The sequence below is a fragment of the Novosphingobium terrae genome, from assembly GCF_017163935.1.
In the GTDB taxonomy this organism is placed as follows: domain Bacteria; phylum Pseudomonadota; class Alphaproteobacteria; order Sphingomonadales; family Sphingomonadaceae; genus Novosphingobium; species Novosphingobium terrae.
This window is the reverse complement of sequence record NZ_JABVZR010000002.1, coordinates 1,438,716-1,463,578: the sequence shown is the minus strand read 5'-3', so window position 1 is coordinate 1,463,578 and position 24,863 is coordinate 1,438,716. Positions and strand designations below refer to the sequence as shown.

Genomic DNA, 24,863 nt, shown 5'->3' with positions numbered 1-24,863 from the left:
CCACGCTAAGCCAACCCAGTATAACCAGAATTTGCCGGGAGCTTCCGAACGCGTCGGCGGCCATCGTTTTCCGCTGGCTGTCTTTCGCCAAAACCAGAATTTTCCAGTCCATAGAGCGACTATCGTCATGGCGGTCATATATAGCCATCCAACGAGCCAGACTGCGCTCCAAAGATAGCCAATTGCTGCGGTAAATATGCTCATAATCCACCTATGGCGGCGGGCGATGAAATTCCAGCATTTTTAAAAGCCATTCTATGACCGCTTTGTTGTCGTGTCGTGACAGTCCGCTTTTCTGCCTAACTGGCGGGATACCTGCCCTTGGCGACACATATGACCGAAGGCCCACTTTCAAAACCAAGGGCCTTCGCGGCCAATGGCAGGAAGTTAGGGGGAGCGGACATTTTCCGTATGGATGAGTTGATATAGCATTTGCCTATGAAGCTATATTTTTCTGTTGTCGCCATCGTGCTGATGAGTGCTACCGCTTCCATGACAAAAGAACCAATGCCAACCGCTTCTGAATTGGCAGAAGCGCTTGCAAAACAGACAAAAAAACCTGTTTCTCCCGCAGGTGTTCGCCCGATGAAATGTGAAGGTTTCGCTGAAGAGCCCACGGAATTTGAATGCCGCTGGGCACAGAAGGTGGGCGAAAAATGGTTGCGTTATAGCACCTATTTTGCAGTCGAACAGAATGGCTGGGCAGTCATCGACTGGCCGCCATCCAAATTAAAATGACAGCTTTGTTGTCTTTCCGGAAGGGCTTCTTTTCCCGCCTGAGATTCGGATAGCTGCCGTGCGCGACAAAGATGGCCTGATGGTGGCTTTCAGGCGAGGTGAAAGGCCTAGCCAGTGGCAAGAAAGTTGGGGGGAGCGGACATTACCTTGGGGCGATCATCGCCAGTACCGAGATAACAGCGGCCAACGAAATCATAGTAGCCGTGAACCAAAACATCACGGGGCTCTTGTCACGGCGATATGTGCTCCACGTCACTGAAATCTGGCTCGACCAGAGGCCCCAAGTCAGCATCACAAGGAAAAAAATGGCGCTCAAGGCGAAGAAAAGTCGATCACTCATTTCACTTCTTCCCATGGCCCATCTATGTCCGCAACGTTGTCGGGACCGGAACGGCCAGATTTTTAGCAATTTCGCCAGGTGCTGCCATGCCGCGCCAACCTGAACGAAAGGCCGCTGTGCGGCATCCGGGCCTGATAGCTGCCTGACCGGAGACCACGACATATTCCCCCTTGCCCGCAACCCATAGGCTACGCTTGCTGCCATTTGAACCAATGTGCCTAGTTCGCATCATCGCCCCTCTGAAAATTTATTATCGCACCGAATGGAGGTTCTCCGGTTCCCCGCGCGTCGAGGGAGCAACAAGTCAACGCCAAAAGGCGTCCGGAGGAGGATACACGTGCTTTCCAGAAAACAGACCCTTGCCCTGAGCCCAGCGCTTTGGGCACTGATGGCCAGTTCGTTGCTGCCCGCCAGCGCCCATGCTGCAGGCATTGCCGCGCAACAAGGCGAAACGACACCGGTTGTCGCTCCCGAAACGCCTGCCGCGGCGAAACCCACAGACAATGAGATCATCGTCACCGGATCGCGCGTGATTTCCAACGGCAACAACAGCCCCACACCCACCACCATCATCAGCGCCAATGACCTGCTGAAAGCCCAGCCCGGCACGGTGGCCTCCGCTTTGCAGAACCTGCCGGTGTTCCAGGGCTCGCTGGGGCAGGGCACCGGCACGGGCGGTAGCACCGGCGGCCCCAATGGCGCGGCCAACGCGGTCAATCTGCGCAATCTGGGCCTGTTTCGCACTCTGGTGCTGTTCGACGGGCAGCGCGTGCAGCCCTCGGCCAACACCGGTCTGGTCACCATCGACATGATCCCGCAGATGCTGCTGCAGCGCGTCGATGTGGTGACGGGCGGCGTTTCGGCGGTCTATGGTTCGGATGCGATCAGCGGCGTGGTCAATTTTGTCACTGACAAGAAATTCAATGGCATCAAACTGAAGGCGCAATATGGCATCTCGCAGATCGGCGATGATCCCACGTTGGATACCGGCATCGCGGTGGGCAAGAAATTGTTCGATGGACGCGGCCACTTCGAGGCCAGCTTCGAATATTTCAATGACCCCGGCATTTTCGACACTAGCCAACGCGCTAATGGCAATGCCTGGACCATTCAGGGCGCAGGCACTGCGGCCAATCCCTACAAGCTCTATTCGGGCACCCGGGTCGCCAGCACCACGTTTGGCGGCCTGATCAACAGCGGACCGCTTGCCGGGCAGAATTTCACCCAGAACGGTGTGCTCTCCCCCTTTCAGGCGGGTGGCGCCACCGGTACAGCGGGCTTCCAGACCGGCGGCGACGGCGGCTATTATGGGAACACCTCGCTCAAGGGCTCGCTACGCTCCAAGCGGGTCTACAGCCGCTTCGATTATGATGTAACCGACAGCACCAAATTCTGGCTGGAAGGCTTTGGAGCCTTCAACACCAACAGCTACGCCAACCAGTCGCTGGGCTTCAGCAATGTTGCGATCAGCGCCCAGAACGCCTTCCTCCCCGCGCAATATCAATATGGCACCGCGGCCACGACCTTCAACATGAGTCAGATCCCGTTGAACATCGGGCCGCATGTCAGCCGGTTCGACACCACCAGCTACTGGCTCAACGGCGGTCTGAGCGGCGATCTGGGAAGCGGCATCAAATGGCAGGTGGGCGCCAGCCACGGCTATTCGCAGCAGAAATGGACCACGCTGCGCAACATCAACTATGCCAAGCTCTCCGCCGCGCTCGATGCAGTGAAAGATCCTTCGACGGGTCAGGTCGTTTGCAACGTCACGCTGACCAATCCGGGCCTCTATCCCGGCTGCGCCCCGCTCAACCTGTTCGGCCCCAGCGCGGCTTCCGCACAGGCGCTCTCCTATGTGACGGACACCACCACCAGCTGGGCCACCACCACGCTGGACGAGCTGACCGGCTCGCTCAATGCCGCGCCCTTCAGCACCTGGGCCGGCCCGGTGAACATGGCACTCTCGGGCGAGTACCGGAAGACCGGTTTCGACGCCAACACGCAGGTGCCGCCCACTGATTTCGTGAACTGCACCGGGCTGCGCTTCAACTGTGGCAGCGCCGCCAACCCCACCCGCCTGCATCAGGTCACCTTCGCCAACGTGCCGCATGTGCATCAGGTGGTGGGCGAAGTGGCGCTGGAAGGCGATGTGCCCCTGGCCCGCGATGTGCATTTCCTCAAGTCGCTCGATCTGAACCTTGCCGCGCGTTATGCCAATTACAACACCTTCGGCGGTGCCTGGACCTGGAAGATAGGCGTGGACTGGCATGTCTCGGACGATCTGCGCCTTCGCGCCACACGCTCGCGCGATTTCCGTGCCCCCAACCTCAACGATCTCTATGCCGGGCAAACGATCAGCCGCAGCAATGTGGTCGATCAACTGACAGGTGCCACGCTGATCAACCAGCAATATTCCACGGCGGGCAATCCAAACCTCAAGCCGGAGGTGGGCAACACGCTGACGCTGGGTCTGGTCTATACCCCGCACTGGCTGCCGCATTTCAGCTTCTCCGCCGATGCCTATGACATCAAGATCAGCAATGCGATCACTGCCATCAACGGCACCAGCGCCAGCGTGCAGCAGCAGTGCAATGCCAGCGGCGGCACCTCCAGCCTGTGCTCGCTGATCGTGCGCCCGGCGGCGGTCAATGGCGTTACGCAGAATGCCACATTCTTCTACAATTTGCCGGTCAATGCCTCCTCGCTCAAGACCAAGGGCATCGATTTCGAGGCAAATTACGCCACCACCATCGCCAACCGCCCGATCTCGCTGCGCGCCATGGCGACATGGCAGCCGGTGCTGCGGCAGGTGACGCCGGGCCTGTCGGACATGGACGTTTCGGGCGCGGCCTATTCCTCGATCGGCATCGGCGCGACGCCCGAATGGCGCGTGACCGGCTTCCTCAACTTCAGCCCCACCGACACCTTCACCGCCACGATCATCCAGCGTTGGCGTTCCTCGCTCAAGTGGAATGCCGATCCCACGCTGGTCTATGCCATCCCCAAGATCCCGGCCTTTGGCTGGACCAACCTCAATCTGAGCTGGAAGCCGAAGACGACCGAGACCGAATTCTACGTCAACGTCACCAATCTGTTCAACCAGACAGCACCGATCTTCACCAGCTCACAGGCCAATCCGGGCGTTTTCGGAGCCTATGTCTCGACCGACGATTATGTCGGCCGGTACTTCACCGTCGGCGCGCGGATGAAGTTCTGATGCGGCGCTCCACACTCCAGACCGCCGCCATGGCGCTGATGCTCTGCGGAGCCTCCAGTGCCATGGCCGCCCCTGCTCCCTTGCGGGCAGGGGCAGCACGGGCCGATATCACCCCGGCGGTGGGCGAGCTGCCCGCCCCCTTCAAAACCATCGCAACACCGATCCATGTGCGGGCTCTGGTTCTGGACAATGGGAAGGAGCGCACGGTCATCGTGGTGGGAGATCTGCCCACCATCGGCAACGGCATCTACGGCAAGCTCGTCGAACAGGTGGCGCAAGCAGGCGGCACCACCGCTGACCATGTCATTCTGGCCGTCACCCATATGCACAATGCGGTGCGGATCGATCCCAATCCGGTGGGGATCATGCTGCCGGGCTCGGCGGTGATCACGCAGAAGACCATCGCCACGCTTCTTGGCACGGTGAAACAGGCCACCGCCGATCTGCAGCCCGCCCGCGCCGGTTATGCGCTGGGCCAGACCAATCTGCTGGCCGAGCGAGGCCCCCGCCCCCACCCCCAGCGGCAGGGCCAGCCCGAGAATGACGGCCCCATCGATCGCCATATCGGCGTCTTGAAGGTGGAAGGCACGGATGGTCATCTGATCGCCCTGCTGGTCAATGCCCCGATCGAGCCGGTGCTGGCCCTTTCCGACCTCACGCAGGTCAATGCCGATCTGGCGGGCGCGGCGGAACGCTATGTCGAGCAGCGCTATGACGACAAGGCGGTGGTGCTTTACACGGTGGGTTCGGCAGAAAACCTGCCCTATTCGGCACGCCCGCGCCAGGGCCTGCCTCAGGCCGATCTGCGCGCGCTGATCGCCGCCACCGGCACGCTGCTGGGCGAGGAGATCATCGAGACCTCCGCTCTGGCCAAGACGGAGCCCGTGATCGAGATGGGCGCCTCGGCCAAAATCCTGATGTGCCCGGGCAAGGAGACAACCCCGCTCAACCTGCCCGACAAATGCTCGGACGCGCCGGGCTCCAACCTGCCGCGCTGCGTCTTCACGGACAAGCCCACCGGCCCGGTGCCGCTGCGGCTTGGCGTGGTGCGACTGGGCAGCCTCGATCTGGTGCAGGCCGATGCCAACATCACCAAGCCGGTGTGGCAGGCCTTCCGCAAGGCGAGCGGGGTGGGGAACGAGGTCGCTCTGGTCTCCTTGCTCTATGGGCCGATGCATTATGTGGTGGAGGATGTCGCCTATCCTTCGAACAGCTACCGCGTCACCGCCACCATGGCGCAGCGCGGCTGCGCGGCGCAGGGCTTTATCGACACCACACAGGCGCTGATCAAACAGGCAGGCAAGGAAGGATGATCCGATGAAAGACGTCGAAGTCGGCAAGTTTCACATGGCCGCGGCCCAGAAGGGCTATGCCCTCAACGCCATGTGCTATTCGCTCAACGCGGCGGAGAACCGCGCCGCCTATGCCGCCGATCCGGGTGCCTATTGCGACCGCTACGGGCTCTCGCAGGAGGAACGCGAGGCCGCGCTCAGCCGTGACAAGACCAGGCTGCTGAATGCAGGCGGCAACATGTATTTCTTCGCCAAGCTCGACCGGGCCTTCCGTGCCCCCAAGGAGGGTTGAACCATGAGCACGCTTCTCGCCGGCATGGGCACATCCCATGTGCCCATCATTGGCCGCACGCTGAACGCCGGGCGTCAGGAAGAGGTCGCCTTCAAGCCCTTCTTCGACAAGTTTCACGAGATCAAGGCGTGGGCCGATGAGCAAAGGCCCACCGTTGCCATCGTTATCTACAACGATCATGGGCTGAACTTCTTCCTCGACAACATGCCCACCTTCGCCATCGGTCTGGCCAGCGAATACCAGCCCGCCGATGAAGGCTTCGGCCCCCCCAGGCCCCGCGTCTTTACCGGCGCGCCGGAGCTGGGCTGGCATATCGCGGGTAGCCTGATCGAGGATGAGTTCGACATCTCCGCCTGCCGCGCGATGAAGCTGGACCATGCCTGCACCACCGCGCTTGATCTGATCTGGGGCGCGGGCAGCGTGCCGCCGGTGGCGATCATTCCGGTGGTGATCAATGCGGTGCAGCCCCCCTTCCCTAAACCATCGCGCTGCCTTGCCTTCGGGCAGGCAATCGGGCGGGCGGTGCGCTCGCATGCGGGGGATGCGCGGGTGCTGGTGATCGGCAGCGGCGGCCTGTCCCATGAGCTGGGGGAATTCGGCAAGATCAATGAGGATTTCGATCGCCATTGCATGGAGAAGATCGTTGCCGAGCCCGAGGTTTTGACCGCCCATACCAATGATCAGATCGTCGATCTGGCGGGCGCTCAGGGGGTGGAGTTGATGACCTGGCTGGTGATGCGCGGCGCGCTGCAAAGCGCCAGCCCGCGCGTGGCGGCCAGCCTCTATCACGCACCGATCTCGCATACGGGCGGCGCGGTGATGCTGCTTGAGGATCAGCCCGCCTGAGGGCCGATCCCAGGACGGGCGAGGCGCAAGACCCCGCCCCCGGGAGAAAGACATGACCCAAGCGACTTCAGGGCCGGCGCAGAGCATCGCGCCGCCCGACACCGCCATTCCCGCCCCTAACACGCGAACCAGCGCCCGCAGCTGGGGGATTCTGGTGCTTCTCAGCCTTGGCGTGCTGATCGCCTATGCCGATCGCGCCAGCCTGTCTTCGGCCATCGCCAACCATGAATTCAACCGCCATTTCGCCATGACGGCAGCGGGGCGCGGCTGGTTGGGATCGGCCTTCTTCTGGTCCTATGCGTTGGCGCAGATCCCGATGGGGTGGATCGTCGACCGTTATGGCGTGAAGGTGCCCTATGCTATCGCCTTCGCCCTGTGGTGCGCGGCCACGGCGCTGGCCGGCGCGATGACCGCCTTTGCCGCCCTGTTCCTTACCCGCCTGATCGTCGGCGCGATGGAGGCGGTGGTGATGCCTGCCAGCTATCGCTGGATGCGTTACAACCTGTCGGAACGGCATATTGGAACCGCCATCGGCATTTTCACCATGGGCAACAAGATCGGCACCGCCATCGGCGCGCCTTTGGCGGCATGGCTGATCGTGGCCTATGACTGGCGGCTGATGTTCGTGGTGACCGGCGCGCTGGGCCTGATCTGGCTGGTGCCCTGGCTGTTGCTGGTGAAGAACGACCTGCCAAAAAGCCATGACATGCCAGAGGCACGCAAACGTGCCTCTTCGGTGCCGTTTCGCAACATCATCCTCTCGCCGGTGGTGTGGGGCGGGATCGTGGTGAACTTCTGCTACAGCTATTTCACCTTTTACTGCGTGACATGGATGCCCTCCTATCTGGTCGAGCAACGCGGCCTGTCTCTGGGCCAGTCGGGGCTCTACACCTTCTTCAGCTTTGCCGGCATCGCGGTGGTGACACTGGTGGCGGGCTGGGCCGCCGACCGTATCATCGAGCGCGGCGGCGATCCGGTCGCCACGCGCAAGGCCTTTGTGGTGGCCGGCTTCGCGGGCGGCTGCACGGTAGTGCTGGGCGCCTACAGCAACAGTCTGGACTGGGCCCTTTTCTGGAACATCTTCTCGCTCTCCTGCCTTGGGTTGGCCAGTTCGAACAATCTGGCACTGACCAAGGTGACGCTGATCCCACCCCCGGCCATCGGTCTGGTGGTGGGGGTGCAGCATGTGGCGGCAGGCCTTTCCGGAGGCGTCGCCGCCAGCCTTTCGGGATGGTTGCTGCATGTAACGGGCAGCTATGACGCGCCAATGAAAGTGATCGTGCTGTTCCTGGGGCTAGGCGCGGCGGCGGCGGCGATCCTGCTGCGCCCGGAATGGTCGCCCAAAGTGGCGCAAGACGCCTGATGCTGGAGAGTAACCGATGCGTTTGACGATGGCCCTCACCCTTGCCGCGCTGCCTCTGGCCGCGCAGGCCGCCACTCCCGCGCTGCGTGTGGGCGCGGCCAAAGTGAACATCGTGCCCGCTCGGGCCGACCGGCAGGCGGTGTTCCCCAAGGTCGCTGACGACCTTTTCCTGCGCGCGGTGCTGATCGACAGCGACAACACCCGTGGCATGATCATTGTGGCCGATGTGCCGATGATCTCGCCCGACGCCTCGGCGGAGATCACCGCCGCTGCCGCCAAAGCCGCGCATCTCGCGCCCGACCATGTGTTGCTGGCCTCCACGCACGCGCACAATAGCCTGCGGGTGGATCGCAAGGTGGGCGGCATCCTGCTGCCCGGCTCCCCCGCCTATGTCGAGCACGTGAAGGCCGCTGCCGTTGAGGCCGCCGCTCAGGCAGAAGGCAGGCTACAACCCGCGCGCATGAGCGTGGGCAAGGGCAAGGCGTGGCTGGTGGGCGGCAAGAACAGCTGGAGCCCCACGCTTGGCCGCTGGATCGAGCAGATCGACCGCTCGGACGAGGCGAAGGTCAGCAAGGCGCTGGGCGTCCTCAGCTTCGAGACGCCAGCGGGCAAGCCCATCGCCATAGTGATGAATTATGCCATCAATCCGGTGATCGCCATGGCATTGAAGGGCCAGATCAGCGGGGATGTGCCCGGCGCGGCGGAACGTTATGTGGAGCAGCGTGGCGGCGATGGGATGGTGGCGCTCTTTACCATCGGCTCGGCGGGCAATCCGCTCTATCGGCCCGGCGATCAGGCGGGCAGCAGTTGGCAGGTCGCCAATCCCCGCGCACTGATCGACGCCATGGGCACCGTGCTGGGGGAAGAAGCCATCGCGGTGGCTCGCACCGCCAGCCAGCACAGCGACCACGTGCCGATCAGCACGCTGCTGACCGATCTGGACTGCCCCGGCAAGGCTACCAGCCCGCTCAACCTGCCCGAGCGCTGTTCGGATACGCCCGGCGGCAGCCTGCCGCGCTGCGATTTCCACGATGCCGATGCGCCGCCCGTCACCCTGCGCATGGGGCTGATGAAGCTGGGCCCAGTCGCGCTGATCTCGTCAGATTCCGACATCAGCGGTCAGGTCGGGCTGCGGCTGCAGAAGGCCTCGCCGCTGGCCGACACCTTCATCATCGCCACCAGCTATGGCCCGATGCATTATGTGGTGGATGACAGCGACTATCCGCTCAACACCTATGAAGCGACCGCCACCACGGCGAAACGCGGCTGCGCGGCGACAGGCTATGTCGACAAGGCGCTGACGATGATCGGCGGAACAGCGCCGGGCCGCTAGGCCCGGCGCTCCCCCTGTTACTTTGCCGGAGCGGCAGGCGGCACCACGGTCGACTGCCAGCTCTTCACCAGCCATGCCCCGCCCTGCTTCACATAGACCCCGGTGGTGCGTGCGGTGATGGTCTTGTCGGCCACTGCATCTGCGCCGACATGCAGCTTCACCAGCGCGTGAGTGATTGCGATGTTGCCGATGATCTCGGCGGAACGCTCGCTGGCCTCGATGGCGCGATAGCGGGAGGCGCCCGTCTGCACATCATGGAGATACTGCTCACCGCTCTGCAGCACGCCATTGGCATGGATGTAGAGCGCGCCCGGCGCGATGGCTTTCGTCAGAGCGGGCAGGTTCTGATCGACCTGCGCCTTGAAGCGGGCATCCTCCAGCGCGATCAGTGCCGCACTGGCAGCACTCGGAGCAGCAGTCTGGGCCAGTGCAGGCGCGGCGATGCCGCAAAGGGCCAGAGCGGCTAGCGGCGGGATCAGGCGTTGACGGAACATGGATATCTCCTCTGGTTGGATGGAAGGCCCCGGCAGGTCGGGATCAGAACGTCAGCCGCACCCCGGCGGTGATGTAGCGCCCGACATAATCGTCGCTGCTGACATAGGCGCCGAAGACGCCGGGATTGGCCTGCGAATTGGTGGCCACCGGCGGCGCGGCGTTGAACAGGTTCTGGATGTTGAGATAGAACTCGCTCTCCCGCATGACGCCTTTGGGGGTCCATGACAGGTTGAGATTGGTCCAGCCGAAAGAAGGAATGTCGGGGATGGCATAGACCAGCGAGGTATCCGCATTCCATTTCAGCCCGGAGCGCCAGCGCTGCGTCAGCGTGACCCGGAACTTGTCGGCAGGGCTGACGGAAAGCACGCCCGTTGCGCGCCATGCCGGCGTGCTCCCCACCCCCGCGATCGGTGAATAGGCATAGCCCGACAGATTGAGATCCGCGCCCAGCCCTGGTGTCGTCTGGCGCAACACCGGCTGCCAGGTGGCCATCACCCGCAAGGACAAGGGGCGGCCCAGCGGGCGGGCGGCGTAATTCGCCTCAACATCCAGCCCGCGCGTGTGCAGCCATGCGGCATTGAGCGGAATGTTGTAGAACAGCGTGGCATTGTTGGCCGTGGTGCTATTCGCATAATCATAGGGCCGCACCACCAGCGAACAGAGCGAGGCTGTGCCGCCGCTGGCGTTGCAGATGTTCTGGATCGTGGCCGTCGATCCATTGAGTGTGACGATGGCATTGGCGATGCGGATGTCATAGGCATCGACCGAGAGGCTGGCATGCGGCAGCCAGCGCGGCGTGTAGACCACGCCGCCGGTCAGCGTGTTGCCGACCTCGGGCTTCAGCCCGGCATTGCCCGCCAGCGAGGAGGGCGCATTGACCAGAGTGGCGCCGGTCAGCGTATCGACCACATTGGTCCGGCTGATCGTCTGGGCGGCATAGAGATCGTTAAGATTGGGCGCCCGGAAATCGCGCGAGCGTGTCGCCCGCAGCCGCCATTCCTCGCTGATCGTCCAGTCGAGCCCCGCCTTCCAGGTCCAGGCGCCGCCGAAGCTGTCGTAATCGGCATAGCGCGCCGCCAGATTGAGGTTGAGCGCGCGGGCAAGCGGTGCGTCCTTCAACAGCGGCAGATCGCCTTCCAGCGCCAGTTCCCACACCGCCTGATGCACCGGGGCCACGGGCGCGAAGGTCACCTGATGCAGCCTTGTAGCGCCAGCCACGCAGTTGAAGCGCAGACCCGTGCAATCGGCATAATCGCCCGGAGAGATCGGGCTGGCGGCGCTGAAACGGGTCTGGCGCCATTCGCCCGACACAGCCGCATGCACCGGCCCGGCCCATGTGGAAAAAGGCGTGCCCGTCAAGGATCCGCTTGCTTCATCGAGCGAGGTGGTGGCCACCGAGCGCGTCGTATCGGTGACATAGGCCAGCGCCTGCGCCGAAGCTGCCGTCGGGCCGAACAGATTGAGCGGGGCACAGCCGGGATAAAGGCCCGGATTGGTCAGCGTAACCCGGCAGACCACCTGGCCTGTGGCAGGGTCACTCACAGCATCGAGCGCGGCGGAGAGTTTGGCGTAATTGATGTTGCGCAGCGTGGTCCAGATCTGCTGCGACATGCCGTGCGTGCCGCCGATCTGCCATGCCCAGCCCAGCCCCAGCTTCCCCTGCGCCCCGGCATTGAGCCAATAGGCATGATTGTCAAAGATGCTGACATGCGGGCCGATGTTCTGCGGGATCTCGCTCAGGGCAAAGTTCGTGTCCGCCGTGGCATAGCGATAGGCCGCAGGCAGAAAGGCATTTTGGGCGCTTATCGCCACATTGGTGAAGGACAGGCTCTGATTGGCATAGCGGTTGGTGTTGAGCGCGCCGAAACCTTCAAGGAACAGATGGGTGCTGTCCGTGGCATCCAGATCGAAGCGGGCAAAAGCGCGCCGCGTCCGCAGCGCCGCCTTGAGCGAGGTGTTGCCGTAATAGCCGCCATCGCCGCCCACTTCGAAACCGGGCGTCGCGGTGGCCGCGCCATGGGCGAAAGGCGACAGCACGCCATTCTGCCTGAAATTGAGCCCTGCCAGCGGCCCGCTGCGGATCAGCCCGCCCGCACTGGTGGTGGCAACACGCACGCCCGAATAGAGCCGATAGGGATTGGCTGCGGTGCCCGCCCCCTCGATCGCCCATCCTTGGCCCAGCGCGCGGCTGCCGGTGTCGAAAATGCCCGGATCGTCGAAATATTCCAGGCTCGCCTCGATATGCCCGCGCCCGTCCAGCAGGCGCGAGCCCAGCGCGATGCCGGTATCCACGATGCGGTCGTCACCCAGTTGCGAAACGCCGATCTGCGCCTTCAGCTTGACCCCATTGAAATGATGATCGGTGATGAAATTGACCACGCCGCTGATGGCATCCGAACCATAGACCGCCGAGACACCGCCCGTCACCACATCCACCCGGCTCATCAGAATCTGCGGCAGGATATCGAGCGTGACGAGGCCGGTGTTGGCGGTGGGCTGCACCCGATTGCCATCGAACAGCACCAGCGTGCGGAACAGGCCCAGATTGCGCAGATTGACCGCATTGGATGCGCCATTGGGCCCGCCCGTGCTCCCCCCGGTGCCAGTGCCCTGCCCCAGCGAGCCCTGAAACACCGGCAGGTTCTGCAAGGCCACCACCAGCGATCCGGGCTGGATCTCCTGCAGTTCGCGCGTGCTCATCACGGTAACGGGCGTCGGGCTGTTGTTGCCATTGGCGATCACGCGCGATCCGGTGACCAGAATATCGCTGGGCGCCAACGTAGGCGGCGCCTCCCGAAGCAGCGGCGGCTCGGGGTTCTCACCGCGCCTTGCCTCGGCAGGAGGCCTTGTGCGGGGTGGCGCATCGCGAGGACGGGATGGCAAGCCGGACCTGCGGGCGCTGGCCTTCTGCAAGAGAATGGTATGGCCATCGTCGGACACAACCACCAGCCCCGCCGCCGCTGCCAGCCTGCGCAGCACCTCGTCATCGGGCATCCTGCCCGTCATTGCGGGCGCCATCTTATCGCGCACGGCGTCGTAAGGGAACATCACTTGCCGCCCCGCCTGCCGCGCGAAGCTCTGCAAGGCGGAGGCCGCCGGCCCGGCTGGAATGTCGAAGGTGTGCGCCGTGTCCCCGGCATGCGCGGCGGCAGGCACGACCAATCCTACGACAGCCGCCAGCAGCAAGGGCTGCAGGGCAAGCACGCCCCCCGGGCTCTTGCGTTTCACCAACGATCCTCTTCCTCATCGCGCTCTTTGCGGCGCATGTTTTGATCTTACGACGCCCGGTGGCGGGGCGACCTCCATCTCCGACCCAAAAAACTTCCCATGATGCCCGAGGGCCACGGATCAGTTGGCGGCGGCCTCGATCTTGCCGCGATCGCTGTCAACCGTCACATCGCCTGCGGCATTCGTGGCGGTTTTGACGGGAAAAGTTCGCGTGATCGCGCGCAGGAAACCGTCGAGGTCGGATGTCTCGAAATAACCGCCAACATGCAGGCCCCCCGCTTCCGGGTCCGCCACATGGATCTGACGGCGGTTGTAACGGTTGAACTCCTCGGCAGCCTCGGCCAGCGTCTCGCCACTCAGAGCGATGGCACCTTGCCGCCAGGCCAGACCGCGACGGATCTCGTCATCCGACAGTGGCGCGATGTGGAACAGCGACGCATCGATCAGTGCGCTCGATCCCGCAGAAAGATTATGCATGGCGCTGCGGGCACCCTGTGCGAAATCCTGCGCCTGCACCTGCCCCTGCGTGACTGTGACCTTCGCTCCCTGATCCAGCAGCCGCACACCAAGCTCAGCCTGCGCTGCGTGCAGATGGATCTGCCCGGCCTGAACCTCGAAAGGCCGGGGATCGCGTGCGATACGGAACACCGCCTCGCCGCGTTCCAGATCGATGGTGCGATGGCCCGAGGCATAATGGACCGTGATGCTGGAATTGGTGTTGAGTTCCACCCGCGTGCCGTCGGCCAGCATCACCACCCGGCGCTCGCCGATCCCCGTGGCATAGGCCGGCGCCGGAGCGACACCCAGAAAGAAGGCCGCAACCGAGAGGATCGAGACGATCAACAATAGACTTGCCGCCAGACCGGCCCATTGGCGCCAGCCATGACCATGCCGGCCTGCGGAAAACGCCCCGGCATCATCCTCATTGGCGTTGCGTGACGGTGTGGAGGTTGCCTGCTGCGCCGTCAGGGTCGGATCGCGCAAGGCGCTCAGACGATCCAGACGGTTCCAGGCCGTTTCGGCGCGGGCGAAGGCGATCTCATGGTCAAGGCTCGCGCCGCGCCATGCCTCGAAGGCCGCGCGATCTTCAGCGCCAGGGGAGCCGGAAAGGCGAACGACCCATTCTGCCGCCTCCTCTCTGGCTCTTTGCCGCGCGATCGTCTGGCTGCTCGGTTCCACTGTGTCCTCGATCCATTGCCGGGCCTGGAGTTCCGGCCAGCCGCTCTGCGCAGATGCGCAGACCTTTCATAACATGCTTTTCTACTGTTGAGACGCTCAAGCCAAGCTCGACCGCTATCTGCGCATAGGAAAGCCCGTAAATTTTGCAAAGCTTCATGACCTTGCCGCATTGCGGCGGCAGCTCGTCAATCAACGTGACCAGCGTGGCCAGTTCGTCCCGCGCCTCAACCACACGATGCGTGCCGGGATCATCATCGGCCAGCTCCAGCATCTCCAGATCGGCCATCATATGGATCGGCATGATCTTGCGGCGTCGCGCTTCCTGAATGACCAGATTCTTGAGGATGCGCGAGGCAAAGGCGGCGACGTTGTCGATCTCGCGCCAGCCTTCATAGGCCATCAGCCGCGCAAAGGTTTCATGCACCAAATCCTCGGCATCGTGATGGCTGCCCGTGCAGAGGCGGACCGCGAAAGACAACAGCATGGGTTCGAGCGGCAGCACCTGCTCGCGCAACCATTGCCGCTGCTGCGTGTCCATCTCGCCGGGCACAGGGCTCTCCATCTTATCGTTTTCTGGCCCAACCATCGCTCAAACCAGGCACTGAACACCAATAGGTTCGTTCGCCAGAGTGCAAGCTTTTTGGGCGCCTTGAAGCGAAAGGTGATGGCGTTATGAAATCCCTGCTGCGCTGGACCTGCTTCAATTTAAGACCGTAAAACGCTAACGTCCAACTGAAACAGAACCCCAGTCGTCAACAAACCCGATACTCCCGGTTTCGAATCTAGTCCTTAGGGGGGACGTTGGCTCAGGTTCCCGAACGCATTGGCCACAAACTGATACAGAACCGCCTGTTCTTCCTCTGCGGCCTGAAAGGCTATAAGGACAGGCTTTGGCGTTGCCGCAGAGAAATGAAGCGTCATGCTGGATACGCTTCTTCGATCGAAGTTACTCTTTTCTCGCCGCCCCCACCACCCGAAGAAGACCATTAATCTCCTGCAATTGCGATGGCCCTGGCTGAATTGTCACCTCACCGGCAACGCTAGTCCGAGCACTTGATGAACGGTTTGAATAGCCTGCTCGCGACCACGATATGACATGCTGGCTCTACGGGGCGATACGTGACGCCCCAAAAATCCTGATGCCAAAAAAATTTCGAGCCAGACGGAAACGTCCACGCCGGGCATCATGATGGGGGAGTATGCTGACGGTGACATCCAGAAGCGAGACGTTCGCAGTATGGATCGGGCGAGAAGTCTTGCCTCATGAGGGGGCGTTGCGTGCCTGGCTCCGCCGGCGGATGCGTAATCCCGGCGATGTCGAGGACATCATCCAGGAATGCTATTGTCGGATGGGAGAAATTGAGGACGTCGCATCCATCAGGTCTCCCCTGTCCTATTTTTTCGCGGTGGCAAGAAACTGCGTTCTGCAGGAGATGAGACGCGCCAAGATCGTCCGTATCGATACCATGGCCGAAATCGACGAACTTGACTTGGCCAGTGACGTTCCGTCGTCGGAAAGAATCGTCACTGCGCGCAGCGAACTGGAACGCATCCTGTCACTGATCGCGGATCTGCCGCCCCGCGCACGTCAGATTGTAGAAATGCGCAAGATTTATGGCCTTTCTCAAAGGGAGATCGCCGAGCACCTTGGAGTTTCCATCAATGTAGTGGAAAACGAGGCCTCACGGGGCCTCAAGGCCGTCCTTGAGCGCCTGACCACATCCGACCTGTCAACCCCAATGCCAGCGGCCCTTGATCATGATATCTCAAAACTCCCCCGACAGCAAAGCCTCCCCTGTTTCGCCCGGTGGTGGACGGCTGGGTGATACCAAAGACATATTGGGACACTTATCAGGCTGGTGCGCAGAACCAGGTCACATTTGTGACTGGCAACAACAAGGATGAAACTGGTGCTGTCCCCGAAACTGCTTTCAGTATATTGCGTTCCCGAACTGAACCGCCGAGGGGCGGAATGCCCCAGGTCGCCGTAACACTGTCGCAGTTCCAGGCAGGAGCAAGGCGTAAATTCGGCAACCTCGCCGATGAATTCCTGCGCCTCTACCCAGCTGGGAATGACGATGAAGCTGCCTTGCAAAACAATGCTTCGGCGCGCGACAATTCACGGATCTCGACCTGGCTGTGGGGCACGCTTTGGCGCAAGGGCGATCCACTGCCCTTACATACCTATTTTTGGACCCATGCCATTCCCGGCCCCGGGCACGATATCCGCGGAGCCTTTCACGGCTCCGAAATTCCCTATGCCTTCAATAGCCTCGATGCTGTAAAGGCTCCCTGAACCCAAGAGGATCACCGTATTGCGGAAACGATGTCCTCCTATTGGGCTAACATCATCACCAACGGTAACCCAAACGGGCCGGGACTTCCTACATGGCCGGCGTGGAGTGCGGACAAACCGCAGGTGATGGAATTGGGCGACCATTTCGGCACAATCCCGATTGCAGATCCGGCCAAAATCGCGTTCTGGAAGAAATTCTACGATACGCAGAATGCATGGTAACTAGCGAGGAGTTCTCTCGCTGCATGCGCTAACTAAGCCGACATACAAGCTCTCAGATGGGATCGCCCAAAGCGGCCTTCCATTCATTCAGCACTTAAGGATTGCCCCCTCCAGCAAAACCGGCGCGGTTCAAGGTTCAAGGGGCGTCATCCGATCACGACCGCTTGGTGGTTGAGATGTCCCTCTGCACAAAGGGAGCCCCCCTTCCCCGCTGACAAAGAAGGCGCTCGTGGGTCAAATGACCTAGCTAGACTCTGAGATTCTTTTCGTTGGGAGTCTTGTCGCTGCTCCGGATCGGCGTGTTGGTCGCCGATCAGCGTTGAGCTTTTGTAGCGCTATTTGATCTTGGCGGAAATTCTAAACCAGAAGGCATCGCCCGCAATCGCCTGCTGATGCACCACGTCATGGGTGTAATAGGCCGCGAAATTCAGCTTGCCCACATCCAGCCCCAGCACCGGGCCGACGGCGAACTGCTCCAGCCGGTTGCCCTGAGCGCGCGTCGCGGTGGCAGGTACGGCCACGCCATCGACCGTGTCATCGGCCAGCTGATGCCCCCAATAGCCCGCGACGCCATAGGTCAGATTCTTGTGCTTTTTCGCGATGGTGTAATCGACATAGACCGATGTGCCCGAATGGTAATGCTTGCCCATGGTGTTCAGAGCGCCGACATAGTCGTTGTTGGTGGTGTTGATGTCCACCACGCTGAACACCGAGACCATCCAGCCCTTTTTGTGGAAAGTGGCGCCGATCGAGGGTTCGACGGTCCAGTAATTGTTGCCGATATGCACCGGCCCGTCGCGCTTGAAGGCGGAATCGTTGAGGAAAACCAGCACGCCGGTCGAAATGCCCAGCGATTTGGTGGCATTCCAGGCAAGATTGAAGGGCGAAATCTCGGTGTTGAAGGCGCCTGCGGCCTGATGCTGCACCCCGCCGCTGGTCACCACACGGTAGGACAGCGGCTGGATGGCATAGACCGAATAGGTGCCCCCCAGCAGCTTGACCCCCGGCGCCCACATGATCGTCGGCGTGTTGAGGATAAGGTCGGCGCGGGCGCCGGTGTCATGCCCGTTGCCGTCATAGATCTTGTTGGGGCGAAACAGCACCTTGGTCGAGATGGTGATGCCATCGGCGGGCGGCAGGCCCTTGGGGATGCCGATGGTGGCGCCCGGCAGATAAGGCGTGGCGCCTTCGCCCGCGAAAGCCGGTGAAACATGTATGGCGATGGCGCTCACACAGAACGCGCCCAGCCGCAAGGCTGCCCTTCCAAGCATCATGATATCCTCTCCTCGTATGATTATTTTTGAATTTTGTATTTTATCAGTCGGGTAAAATCAGGATCGCGCGAAAATCGTTCACATTGGTCAACGTCGGCCCGGTCATCACCAGATCGCCCAGCGCTTCGAACACGCCATAGGCATCGTTGCGCTGAAGGCTGGCCTGCGGGTCCACGCCTCTGTCGCGGCAGCGGGCGAGGAAGTCCGGGCCGATGATCGCCCCGGCATTGTCCTCGCTGCCGTCTATGCCGTCGGTGTCGCAGGCGATGGCATGGATATGCGGCGCGCCATCGAGGGCCAGGCCGAGCGCCAGCAGAAACTCGCTGTTGCGCCCGCCGCGCCCATGGCTCTCGCCCCGGATTGTCACCGTGGTTTCGCCGCCCGAGAGCAGCACCAGCGGTTTTGCCGGGCGGCGCGACAGGGCATCGCGCGCCATCTCCACCGCAACCTCGCTGGCCTCGCCCTCGATGGCGTCGCCCAGAATGACCGGTTCGATGCCATGGTCCCGCGCAAAGCCCGCCGCCGCTTCCAGCGCCATCTGCGGCGAGGCGACGATATGGACTTCGCTCTCGCGCAGGCGTTCGTCACCCGGCTTGGGGGTTTCGGGCCAGGTCTTCGAGAGCTGGCGGATGACGCAGGGCGGCAGGTTGAGGTTGTAGCGCTCGATGGTGGCCAGCGCATCGGCGAAGGTGGTCGGGTCGGCCACCGTGGGGCCGGAGCCGATTTCGGAGGGATCGTCCCCCGGCACATCGGAAATCACCAGAGTCACCGATCTGGCGGGGAAGGCGGCGGCCGCCAGCTGCCCGCCCTTGATTGCCGAGAGATGCTTGCGCACCCCGTTCATCGCCGAAATGGGGGCGCCCGATTTCAGCAGCGCCACATTGACCGCTTGCTTGTCGGCCAGCGTCAGCCCCGGCGCGGGCAGCGACAGCAGCGCGGAGGCCCCGCCCGAGATCAGAAACACCACCAGCGTTTCGACCGTGGCGCCCTTGGCCAGATCGAGAATGCGCTGTGCCGCCGCCTCGCCCGCTGCATCGGGCACCGGATGCGAGGCTTCGACCACGTCGATCCTGCTGGTCGGCACCTTATGGCCATAGCGCGTCACCACCAGACCGGTCAGATCGGCATCGGGCAGGCTCGCTTCCAGCGCTGCGGCCATCGAGGCCGCCGCCTTGCCCGCGCCCAGCACCAGAATGGGCCCGTCATGCGCGGGCAGCACCCGCGCCATGCCCGCGACGGGCAGCGCGGCCTCGACTGCCGCGCCGAACATGCCCCTCAGCAGAGCGTCGGGATTAGAACCTGTGTTCATGCGAACCTCCTTATGAGAGGGCTTCAGCAAAAAGCCGCGTGGCGCTCCTTGCACAGGGCCAAGACCTCGTCGGGGTCGCGCTGCCACCAGGCGGTGGAGAGGATTTCCATCTCCAGCAGGCCGTCGAAGCCCGCCGCCTGCGCCTTTTCGCGCAACCCGCGAATGTCAATCACGCCATCGCCGGGCATGCCACGGTCGAGCAGCAGATCGGTGGTGGGCACCAGCCAGTCGCAGGTGTGGAAGGCGGCGATGCGCTGGCCCGCGCGGGCGATCTGCGCTTCCACCTGCGGGTCCCACCAGACGTGATAGACATCGACCGCAACGCCCATGCCGGGCCCGATCTCGTCGCACAGATCCAGCGCCTGCCCCAGCGTGCTGAGCACCGAGCGGTCGGCGCAGGTCATGGGATGCAGCGGTTCGAGCGCGATGGTGACGCCCGCCGCGCGCGCGTCCTCAATGATGGCGGCGAGGCCGTCGCGCACCATGGCCCGCGCGCCGGGCAGATCGCGCGAGCCCTGCGGCAGGCCCCCGCAGACCATGACCAGACAGCGGGCGCCCAAAGCGTGGGCCTCCTCGATGGCCCGGCGGTTGTCCTCGATGGCGGCAAGGCGGTCCGCCGCGTCAGCAGCGGGGAACATGCCGCCCCGGCACAGGCCCGAGACCTGAAGCCCCGCATCGCGGATGGCGATGGCCGCCCTGGCCACCCCCATCTCGTGAAGCTTGTCACGCCATGGCGAGATGCCGGGAATGGCGTGGCGGGCGCAGCCGTCGATGCATTGCTCCAGCGACCAGGCCTCGCGCACGGTCGCGGTGTTGAGCGACAGCCCGGGTTGAGGGGCCGCACTCATGCAGAAATTCCCTGCGCTGCCAGCACCGGCTTCATGCGGGCAATGGCCAAATCGGGGTCCATCAGCAGCCCGGCATCATCGGCCAGACGGAACAGCTCGGCCAGATGCAGCACGGAACGGGCCGATTGCTGGCCGCCGATCATGGTAAAATGGTCCTGATGGCCGTTAAGATAGGCCATGAACACCACACCTGTCTTGTAGAAGCGCGTGGGCGCCTTGAAGATATGGCGCGAAAGCGGAACCGTCGGGCCCAGAATATTATGGAAGCTTGCCAGGTCGCCGCTGGTCAACGCGCTCAGGGCGGCGCTGGCCGCCGGGGCGATGGCGTCGAAAATCCCCAGCAGCGCGTCGGACTTGCCATGGTTCTCTTCGCCCACGCCATCCCCGGCGATCAGCTCGGCATAGTTGAAATCATCGCCGGTATACATCCGCACGCCGGGCGGCAGGCGACGACGCATCGCGATTTCCTTGTCCTTGTCGAGCAGGGAGATCTTGATGCCATCCACCTTGGCGGCATTGCGGGTGATGATGTCCACCGCAATGTCCATCGCCGCAATGTGATCGCTTGCGCCCCAATAGCCTTCCAACGCGGGATCGAACATCTCGCCCAGCCAGTGCAGGATAACCGGCTGACGCACGCCCGACAGGATCCGATCATAGACCCTGGCGTAATCCTCGGGCGACTTGGCCGCCTGAACCAGCGCGCGCGAGGCCATCAGGATGATGCGCCCGCCCAGCGCCTCGATCGCCTCGCATTGCTCCTCATAGGCGCCGATTACCGTGTCGAGCGTGACGCCCGGCGACGGCATCAGATGGTCGGTGCCCGCGCCGCTGGCGATCAGCGCGCCGGGCGAATGCTGCGCAGCATCGACCGAGCGGCGGATCAGTTCGAGCGAGGTTGCCCAGTCGAGCCCCATGCCGCGCTGGGCGGTGTCCATGGCTTCGGCGACGCCCAGCCCCAGCCCCCACAGGTGCTGTCGAAAGGCGATGGTGCGATCCCAGTCGATTTTCGCATCGACCCAAGGGTCCTGCTCGACCAGAGGCTGGGCCACGACATGGCCGGCGGAAAAAGCGATGCGGTTGAAGGGCTGCGTGGGGGGCGCAAAGGCCCGGGGCACGCTGGTGCTGAAAGCGGACAGGCTGCCGTCCGCATTGGGCAGGATAATACGCCCCATGGCTCAGATCTCCAGCGCCGGTACGTCAATCCAGCGGCGCTCGGCCGAGCTTTGATAGCCCAGCTCGGCCAGCTGCACGCCCTTGGCGCTTTCCAGCAGGTCGAATTTCCACGGCGTGTCGGCCACCACGTGGCGGATGAAATCCTCCCACTGCAGCTTGAAGCCATTGTCGTAGGTGGCGTTGTCGGGCACCTCTTCCCACTGCGTTTCGAAGGCCATGATCTGGGGCTGGTCCGGGTTCCACACCGGGCGCGGCGTGTTGACGCGATGCTGCGTGACGCAGCGGGTGAGACCCGCCACCGCCGAGCCCAGCGTGCCGTCGACATGGAAGGTCACCAGATCGTCGCGCTTCACGCGGGTGGCCCAGGAAGAGTTCATCTGCACCACCACGCCATTGTCCAGCTCGAAGGTGGCATAGGCGGCATCGTCGGCATCGGCCTTGTAGGGCTGGCCAGCCTCATCGACGCGGGCGGGGATATGGGTGACGCCAAGGCAGCTCAAGGAGATGATTTTGCCGAACAGATTGTCTACCACATAGCGCCAGTGCGGCAGCATATCGAGGATCATGCCGCCGCCATCGGCCTTGCGGTAGTTCCAGCTGGGGCGCTGCGCCGCCTGCCAGTCGCCCTCGAACACCCAATAGCCGAACTCGCCGCGCACCGAGAGGATCTCGCCGAAGAAGCCAGAATCCTTGAGCATTTTCAACTTCTGCAGGCCGGGCAGATAGAGCTTGTCCTGCACCGCGCCGTTTTTCACGCCAGCCTCGCGGGCCAGTTTTGCCAGATGCAGCGCCTCGTCCAGCGTTTCGGCGATGGGCTTTTCGGAATAGATGTGCTTGCCCGCCGCAATGGCCTTGGACAGCAGTTCGACGCGCATCTTGGTCGAACCGGCGTCGAAGAAGATCGTGTCCTCGGGGTTGGCCAGCGCGGCATCGACATCGGCGCCATAGCGGGCGATGCCATGCTTGTCGGCGATGGCCTTCACCTTCTCCAGATTGCGGCCGACGAGGATCGGGTCGGGCATCACGGTGTCGCCATTGGGGAGCACCACGCCGCCGGAATCGCGAATCGCGCAGATCGAGCGGACCAGATGCTGGTTGTACCCCATGCGCCCGGTGATGCCGTGCATGATGATGCCAAGACGCGTTTGTGCCATGTCAGTTCCTCTTCCGTGCTTATGGAATAACTGACTGGTTACTTCTCGGTTTTGAGCCTGTCAAGGATCAGGGGCGTAGATAGCCCATCACCACCTCCACCACATGATCTTCACGCTCGATCGTCGCCATGACCGAACCCAGATCGGTATTGAAAATGGTGGAAAGCGTATGGCGATTCGAGAAATAGAAATAACTGAGCGATGCAATGGAGATATACAGTTGAATAGGGCTGACATTGCCCCTGAAGTCGCCGCATTGGCGCCCGCGATCAAGCAAATCCTTGATAGCGACAATCAGGGGATTGTATATTTCCGTGACATTTCGTGAATTTTTCAGATTCTCCGCCTTCTGCCGGTTTTCCTCATTCAACATTGAGAGAAATTCAGGATGATCCTGGTGGAAGCGGAAGTTGAACCGTATCAACATGCGCATGCCATCCACCGGGGAGGCCGCTTCGAGATGAAGCAGATGCTCCCCCTGCCGCATCCTTTCATAGACCCGTTCGAGCACCGCCACCCACAGCGCCTGCTTGTTGCCAACATAAGCGTAAAGCATTCTTTTATTGATATCAGCACGTTCCGCGATACGATCAACTCGCGCGCCGCCCCAGCCATGCTCGGCGAATTCCTGCAGGGCGGCCGTGAGGATTCTTTCGCGCGCCGCCGCTTCCCGGTCGGAAGGGGAGGATGAGGTGCTGCTCGGAGGGATGGTGTGCGCTGTCATGTGCATCATTCTAGCCAAGCGGCGGCGGCATGCAACGCATCTCGTCATAGCATAACCATTCAGTTATTTTTTGGTTGGCAAGCGCCCCGAGACGTGTCAGCCTGCCGGCCAAGATAAGACAGAGAGAGGATAGCCATGACGCCTGCCCAGCAGCGGCATACCGTGATCGCATGTTTCCTGGGCTGGGCCCTGGACGCCTTCGATTTCTTCATCCTGATTTTCGTCATGGCCGATATCGCCCGCGAATTCGGCACCACGATCACCGGCATCACCTGGGCGCTGACGCTCACGCTCGGCCTGCGGGTGGTGGGCGCCTACATCTTCGGGCGTTTGGCGGATCGCTTCGGCCGCCGCCCGACCTTGCTGGTCAATGTGCTGCTGTTTTCCGCGCTGTCCTTTGCCTCCGGGTTCGCCAACAGCCTGTGGATGTTCCTGACCCTGCGCTCGCTTTACGGCGTGGCGATGGGCGGCGAATGGGGCATCGGCACCTCGCTGGCGATGGAGAGCATCGATGCCAAATGGCGCGGCATGGTGTCGGGCCTGCTTCAAGCCGGCTATCCTGTGGGCTATCTGCTGGCGGCGCTGGCCTATGGGCTGGGCTTCCACTGGCTGGGCTGGCGTGGCCTCTTCATGATCACGATGATCCCGGCGGCGTTGATCTTCTACATCCGCCGCTCCGTGCCCGAAAGCCCGGCCTGGGAGAAGGGCACGGTTTCGGCCCCGGCGGAGATCGGTCTGATCGCAACCTTGCGCCAGCATGCCGGGCTGATCGTGATGGCAACCCTGCTGATGGCGGCGGCCTCCACCTTCAGCCATGGCACGCAGGATCTCTATCCCACCTATCTGCGGGTGCAGCATGGCCTGCCGATCACCACCATCTCGGCCATCGCGGTGGTTTACAATCTCGGCGCGATCTTTGGCAGCCTGCTGGGTGGCAGCCTGTCGCAGATCATAGGGCGGCGGCGCCAGCTGATCGTGGCCTCGCTGGCGGCGCTGGCGCTGCTGCCCTTCTGGGCCACCGTCAACGGACCTGTCGCCATCGGCGCCATGGCCTTTGCCATGCAGTTTCTCGTCCAGAGCACCTTTGGCGTGCTGCCTGCCCATCTCAACGAAATCGCGCCCGCCAATGTGCGCAGCACCTTTACCGGCGTGGTTTATCAGCTGGGCAATCTGCTGACCGCCGGCAACGCCACGCTTCAGGCTTGGCTTGCCGAGCGTTATATGCATGGGCATTACGGCTCGGCGATGGCAATTGTGGTGGCCGCCGGTGCCCTTCTTCTGGCGCTGCTGGCGGCCGTTGGTCAAGAAGCACGTGAAAAGAGTCTGGTGGCTCCAGCCTGAGCGCCGATAGCGAGCCTGTGTGGATGCCCCCCAGCTTTGCAAGGGGATTTTCTGACCTTCCTCGCCACGGCGCTCCAATCTGCCGTTTGTCAGGCTTCTTGGTGAGACATGACGGCACGGATCTTAGACCGTGCTGGCCCCCACTGGCACCTTGGCAAGGCGAAGGCGAACCCAAATGAGTCCACCACTGCGCGCC

Annotated in this window: 21 protein-coding genes; 11 read left to right on the top strand and 10 right to left on the bottom strand. The window is 62.6% G+C overall.

What is annotated here, in order from left to right:
• Positions 1–438: 438 nt before the first annotated feature.
• The 7 genes from HGK27_RS24555 (at position 439) to HGK27_RS24525 (ending at position 9,421) form a co-directional block, all read left to right on the top strand.
• On the top strand, positions 439–738 hold the full coding sequence (locus tag HGK27_RS24555) for a hypothetical protein (protein ID WP_206243462.1): 300 nt from the start codon (positions 439–441) through the stop codon (positions 736–738).
• A gap of 677 nt (positions 739–1,415) precedes the next feature.
• Positions 1,416–4,295: a TonB-dependent receptor domain-containing protein gene (locus tag HGK27_RS24550; protein WP_206243461.1), complete on the top strand. Its 2,880-nt coding sequence runs from the start codon at positions 1,416–1,418 to the stop codon at positions 4,293–4,295.
• Positions 4,295–5,608 (top strand): hypothetical protein, encoded by a 1,314-nt coding sequence (locus HGK27_RS24545; RefSeq protein ID WP_206243460.1) that lies wholly within the window; start codon positions 4,295–4,297, stop codon positions 5,606–5,608. The genes HGK27_RS24550 and HGK27_RS24545 overlap by 1 nt, the downstream gene beginning before the upstream one ends.
• Before the next feature lie 4 nt (positions 5,609–5,612).
• On the top strand, positions 5,613–5,879 hold the full coding sequence (locus HGK27_RS24540; protein WP_206243459.1) for a hypothetical protein: 267 nt from the start codon (positions 5,613–5,615) through the stop codon (positions 5,877–5,879).
• A gap of 3 nt (positions 5,880–5,882) precedes the next feature.
• On the top strand, positions 5,883–6,725 hold the full coding sequence (locus tag HGK27_RS24535) for a class III extradiol dioxygenase family protein (RefSeq protein WP_206243458.1): 843 nt from the start codon (positions 5,883–5,885) through the stop codon (positions 6,723–6,725).
• A gap of 52 nt (positions 6,726–6,777) precedes the next feature.
• Positions 6,778–8,088, top strand: a complete 1,311-nt coding sequence (locus HGK27_RS24530) for an MFS transporter (protein ID WP_206243457.1) — start codon at positions 6,778–6,780, stop codon at positions 8,086–8,088.
• A 16-nt stretch (positions 8,089–8,104) separates the two neighbouring features.
• Positions 8,105–9,421 (top strand): hypothetical protein, encoded by a 1,317-nt coding sequence (locus HGK27_RS24525; protein WP_206243456.1) that lies wholly within the window; start codon positions 8,105–8,107, stop codon positions 9,419–9,421.
• 17 nt (positions 9,422–9,438) lie between these two features.
• On the opposite strand, the gene HGK27_RS24520 is transcribed toward HGK27_RS24525, so the two are convergent.
• The 4 genes from HGK27_RS24520 to HGK27_RS24505 form a co-directional block, all read right to left on the bottom strand.
• Positions 9,439–9,915, bottom strand: a complete 477-nt coding sequence (locus HGK27_RS24520) for a nuclear transport factor 2 family protein (RefSeq protein ID WP_206243455.1) — start codon at positions 9,913–9,915, stop codon at positions 9,439–9,441.
• Positions 9,916–9,958: 43 nt separating this feature from the next.
• On the bottom strand, positions 9,959–13,144 hold the full coding sequence (locus tag HGK27_RS24515) for a TonB-dependent receptor (RefSeq protein WP_206243454.1): 3,186 nt from the start codon (positions 13,142–13,144) through the stop codon (positions 9,959–9,961).
• A gap of 120 nt (positions 13,145–13,264) precedes the next feature.
• A complete protein-coding gene (locus HGK27_RS24510; protein WP_206243453.1) occupies positions 13,265–14,323 on the bottom strand; it encodes a FecR family protein in 1,059 nt (352 codons plus the stop codon).
• Positions 14,232–14,873 carry an RNA polymerase sigma factor gene (locus HGK27_RS24505; protein WP_206243452.1) on the bottom strand — a complete coding sequence of 214 codons (642 nt, stop codon included), beginning with the start codon at positions 14,871–14,873 and terminating at the stop codon, positions 14,232–14,234. The genes HGK27_RS24510 and HGK27_RS24505 overlap by 92 nt, the downstream gene beginning before the upstream one ends.
• Before the next feature lie 649 nt (positions 14,874–15,522).
• Between HGK27_RS24505 and HGK27_RS24500 the strand changes: the two genes are divergently transcribed.
• The 3 genes from HGK27_RS24500 (at position 15,523) to HGK27_RS24490 (ending at position 16,841) form a co-directional block, all read left to right on the top strand.
• Entirely contained in the window at positions 15,523–16,149 is a 627-nt protein-coding gene (locus HGK27_RS24500; RefSeq protein ID WP_206243451.1) for an RNA polymerase sigma factor, read from the top strand.
• 146 nt (positions 16,150–16,295) lie between these two features.
• A complete protein-coding gene (locus HGK27_RS24495; protein WP_206243450.1) occupies positions 16,296–16,619 on the top strand; it encodes a hypothetical protein in 324 nt (107 codons plus the stop codon).
• Between the two features lie 30 nt (positions 16,620–16,649).
• Positions 16,650–16,841, top strand: coding sequence for a carboxylesterase family protein (locus HGK27_RS24490; protein WP_206243449.1), 192 nt, complete (start codon positions 16,650–16,652; stop codon positions 16,839–16,841).
• Between the two features lie 335 nt (positions 16,842–17,176).
• Here HGK27_RS24490 and HGK27_RS24485 read toward each other — a convergent pair whose 3' ends face one another.
• From HGK27_RS24485 to HGK27_RS24460, 6 genes are all read right to left on the bottom strand, one after another.
• Complete coding sequence (locus HGK27_RS24485; RefSeq protein WP_206243448.1) at positions 17,177–18,115, bottom strand: SphA family protein; 939 nt, start codon at positions 18,113–18,115, stop codon at positions 17,177–17,179.
• 43 nt (positions 18,116–18,158) lie between these two features.
• Complete coding sequence (locus HGK27_RS24480; protein WP_206243447.1) at positions 18,159–19,424, bottom strand: glycerate kinase type-2 family protein; 1,266 nt, start codon at positions 19,422–19,424, stop codon at positions 18,159–18,161.
• Between the two features lie 23 nt (positions 19,425–19,447).
• Positions 19,448–20,272, bottom strand: coding sequence for a sugar phosphate isomerase/epimerase family protein (locus tag HGK27_RS24475; RefSeq protein ID WP_206243446.1), 825 nt, complete (start codon positions 20,270–20,272; stop codon positions 19,448–19,450).
• Positions 20,269–21,447: a dihydrodipicolinate synthase family protein gene (locus tag HGK27_RS24470; protein WP_206243445.1), complete on the bottom strand. Its 1,179-nt coding sequence runs from the start codon at positions 21,445–21,447 to the stop codon at positions 20,269–20,271. Before HGK27_RS24470 ends, HGK27_RS24475 begins: the two co-directional genes overlap by 4 nt.
• 3 nt (positions 21,448–21,450) lie before the next feature.
• Complete coding sequence (locus HGK27_RS24465; protein ID WP_206243444.1) at positions 21,451–22,602, bottom strand: Gfo/Idh/MocA family protein; 1,152 nt, start codon at positions 22,600–22,602, stop codon at positions 21,451–21,453.
• Positions 22,603–22,669: 67 nt separating this feature from the next.
• Complete coding sequence (locus HGK27_RS24460) at positions 22,670–23,326, bottom strand: TetR family transcriptional regulator (RefSeq protein WP_206243443.1); 657 nt, start codon at positions 23,324–23,326, stop codon at positions 22,670–22,672.
• Positions 23,327–23,461: 135 nt separating this feature from the next.
• On the opposite strand from HGK27_RS24460, the gene HGK27_RS24455 reads away from it, so the two are divergent.
• Positions 23,462–24,667 carry an MFS transporter gene (locus HGK27_RS24455; protein WP_206243442.1) on the top strand — a complete coding sequence of 402 codons (1,206 nt, stop codon included), beginning with the start codon at positions 23,462–23,464 and terminating at the stop codon, positions 24,665–24,667.
• Positions 24,668–24,863 lie beyond the last annotated feature (196 nt).